The sequence below is a fragment of the Shigella sp. FC1567 genome (assembly GCF_001743015.1).
Lineage (GTDB): Bacteria > Pseudomonadota > Gammaproteobacteria > Enterobacterales > Enterobacteriaceae > Escherichia > Escherichia coli.
Genome location: NZ_MIIV01000195.1, coordinates 1 through 3,091, shown reverse-complemented (window position 1 = coordinate 3,091; position 3,091 = coordinate 1). Strand labels below are relative to the sequence as shown.

General features: G+C 49.2%; 4 protein-coding genes and 2 pseudogenes. 5 read left to right on the top strand and 1 reads right to left on the bottom strand.

The window, feature by feature from the left end:
• The 3 genes and pseudogenes from BHE85_RS12650 to tsuB all read left to right on the top strand — a co-directional run.
• A partial coding sequence (locus BHE85_RS12650) for an integrase core domain-containing protein (RefSeq protein ID WP_000321149.1) occupies positions 1-331 on the top strand: 331 nt, incomplete at its 5' end.
• A 10-nt stretch (positions 332-341) separates the two neighbouring features.
• A pseudogene (locus BHE85_RS12645) lies at positions 342-794 on the top strand (YeeE/YedE thiosulfate transporter family protein); the annotation flags it as partial.
• A 13-nt stretch (positions 795-807) separates the two neighbouring features.
• Positions 808-1,035, top strand: a complete 228-nt coding sequence (gene tsuB / locus BHE85_RS12640; RefSeq protein WP_000985273.1) for a thiosulfate utilization sulfurtransferase TsuB/YeeD — start codon at positions 808-810, stop codon at positions 1,033-1,035.
• A gap of 42 nt (positions 1,036-1,077) precedes the next feature.
• Here tsuB and sbcB read toward each other — a convergent pair whose 3' ends face one another.
• Positions 1,078-2,502: an exodeoxyribonuclease I gene (gene sbcB / locus BHE85_RS12635; RefSeq protein WP_000132561.1), complete on the bottom strand. Its 1,425-nt coding sequence runs from the start codon at positions 2,500-2,502 to the stop codon at positions 1,078-1,080.
• Positions 2,503-2,683: 181 nt separating this feature from the next.
• On the opposite strand from sbcB, the pseudogene BHE85_RS27485 reads away from it, so the two are divergent.
• Positions 2,684-2,761: pseudogene (locus BHE85_RS27485) on the top strand (hypothetical protein); the annotation flags it as partial.
• Positions 2,762-2,834: 73 nt separating this feature from the next.
• Positions 2,835-3,091 (top strand): IS3 family transposase (locus BHE85_RS12630; RefSeq protein WP_033555117.1); only part of this gene is annotated, 257 nt, incomplete at its 3' end.

Sequence of the window (3,091 nt, the reverse complement as noted above, 5' to 3'; positions counted from 1 at the left end):
AGTGGAGTGGCTGACGGATAATGGTTCATGCTACCGGGCTAATGAAACACGCCAGTTCGCCCGGATGTTGGGACTTGAACCGAAGAACACGGCGGTGCGGAGTCCGGAGAGTAACGGAATAGCAGAGAGCTTCGTGAAAACGATAAAGCGTGACTACATCAGTATCATGCCCAAACCAGACGGGTTAACGGCAGCAAAGAACCTTGCAGAGGCGTTCGAGCATTATAACGAATGGCATCCGCATAGTGCGCTGGGTTATCGCTCGCCACGGGAATATCTGCGGCAGCGGGCTTGTAATGGGTTAAGTGATAACAGATGTCTGGAAATATAGGGGCAAATCCACTGCTGTACTCATCGGTTTGATTGCGCTTTTAGCCTGGCCCCTGAGTGAAGCAACCGGACGCATGTTTGGGTTAGGAATCACTTCCCCAACGGCCAATATTCTGCAATTTCTGGTCGCGGGTGACGTGAAATACATTAACTGGGGCGTTTTCCTGGTGTTAGGGATCTTCGTGGGGTCATTTATTGCAGCCAAAGCGAGCCGTGAGTTCCGCGTTCGCGCAGCTGATGCACAAACAACATTACGTAGCGGGTTAGGTGGTGTACTGATGGGCTTCGGTGCCAGTATTGCAGGTGGTTGCTCTATCGGTAATGGACTGGTTATGACTGCAATGATGACCTGGCAGGGCTGGATTGGCCTTGTATTTATGATTCTCGGAGTCTGGACTGCATCCTGGCTTGTGTATGTTCGACCGCAGCGTAAGGCGCGACTGGCGACTGCTGCGGCAAATTAAGTAAGGTGTAAAGATGGCGATTAAAAAGCTGGATGTGGTGACGCAGGTCTGTCCGTTTCCACTCATAGAAGCAAAAGCAGCACTGGCAGAAATGGCCAGCGGCGATGAGTTGGTAATTGAGTTTGATTGCACCCAGGCAACTGAAGCAATCCCACAGTGGGCGGCAGAAGAAGGACATGCCATCACCGATTATCAGCAGATTGGCGATGCAGCGTGGAGCATCACCGTTCAAAAAGCCTGACTCAACATTGTCCTCCGCCGTACCAGCGGCGGAGGCTTCAAATTAGACGATCTCTTCCGCGTACTGCCAAAGTGCTTTTAACAGCGCCACTTTTTCTTTGTCATCGGCATATTGTTGTACCAGCATCTGCAATTCATCAGCATAACCCTGCAAAAACTCTGGCGTGAATACCTGGCGGCGGTGCTCCAGCCAGCGTTGCTGCTCGGCATAATCCAGCGTCCCCGGGAAGTTGCGTGCCCGATAATTGAACAACAGCTTTTCAATCCGTTTATCAACAAAAGTGATATCCAGTGCCGGTAAATTACGTGGCTCGGTTTCCAGCACAATTTTCATTGCTGCACGATCTGCGTCACTGAAAAAGCCGTTATAAAGCTGTGCATCCACGTTATCTGTAGGCGTAAACGGTTCGGCTTCCGCGAATATCGCCACCACTTTTTCACGCACTTGCGGATTTTCACGCAGAATTTTCAGGTTATCGAGGCAATGCTGACGATTAATTCCCAGTCGGTCGGCATCTTCCGGGCGTAGCGTATTCGCCTGGGCCAGCACCGGACATTTATTGATGTGCACCAGCTTAACCGGAACGGCGGCGTTATCGCCAAGATCGGTTTTTGCGGTATATAAACGCTCGCGCAATGTGTCGCTATCCAGTTCCAGTAATGGCGAAATGTCTCCTGCCAAATCCACCATAATTACAGCATTGCGATTTTCAGGATGCCACGCCAGCGGTGCCACCCAGCTGGTATTGCCGCGCCATGCCCCAAACATTCCGGAAACGTGAACCAGGGGGGGCATCTGCGGAACATCAATCAACGCCATCAGTTTGTGTTTATTACGATGGGTAAAGAGATAATCAAACAGGCGTGGCTGACGCGTTTTTACCAGTTTCGCCATCGCAATAGTGGCGTACACATCAGCCATCGCATCGTGGGCGTTGCTATGTTCAATACCATTCGCTTTGGTTAAATGCTCAAGGCGAAAGCTCGGTAGACCGTCATCATTTTCAGGCCAGTTTATTCCTTCCGGGCGCAGGGCATAACAGGCACGCATAACATCCAACAAATCCCAGCGCGAGTTATCATGCTGCCAGCTCCAGGCGTAAGGATCGTAGAAATTACGATAAAAAACGTTGCGTGTGACTTCGTCGTCGAAACGCACATTGTTGTAGCCCAGAATACAGGTCTTCGGTACGGTAAAAAGCGAGTGAATACGGGCGGCAAACGCGGCTTCGTTTTCTCCTTTCGCCCGTGCTTCCTGCGGGGTAATACCGGTAATTAATACTGCTCCAGGCTGGGGTAAATAGTCATCCGCGGGCTTGCAGTAAAAGACTTCGGGTTCGCCGATGACATTGAATTCGCTATCGGTGCGAATGGCTGCGAACTGTGCAGGGCGATCTAACGCGGGGTGCGTGCCAAAGGTTTCGTAATCGTGAAAGAGGAAGGTAGGTTGTTTATCTGTGTCTGTCATTGTCTAGCATTGTCCACTGTAGTTAATTAACTGTCTGTTATAACTCGAAAAACAACCATTTTTTCACCTGAGTATGTCTACGAACGTCAAATATAGTTGTTTACTGTGCGCTGTTGTCCATGTGATATTGTGTACCAGATGTGTACCAAACCATTATTTCTGAGCGTACCAAATATTATTTATGGCTATAAGCGACACAAAACTGCGTAGTATTTATGGTAAACCATATTCGGGCCCACAAGAAGTGGCTGATGCCGATGTGAAGTGGCACACTGAATTTGGCCACCTGAACAGAGGTGATATGCTCACCTCAGAACAACACAGGTGCTCCAATGAAAAAAAGAAATTTTAGCGCAGAGTTTAAACGCGAATCCGCTCAACTGGTTGTTGACCAGAAATACACGGTGGCAGATGCCGCCAAAGCTATGGATGTTGGCCTTTCCACAATGACAAGATGGGTCAAACAACTGCGTGATGAGCGTCAGGGCAAAACACCAAAAGCCTCTCCGATAACACCAGAACAAATCGAAATACGTAAGCTGAGGAAAAAGCTACAACGCATTGAAATGGAGAATGAAATATTAAAAAA

Bases quoted from the DNA above. Each gene is read 5' to 3' on its own strand.
- tsuB (WP_000985273.1), top strand. From the start codon at position 808: ATGGCGATTAAAAAGCTGGATGTGGTGACGCAGGTCTGTCCGTTTCCA.
- sbcB (WP_000132561.1), bottom strand. From the start codon at position 2,502: ATGACAGACACAGATAAACAACCTACCTTCCTCTTTCACGATTACGAA.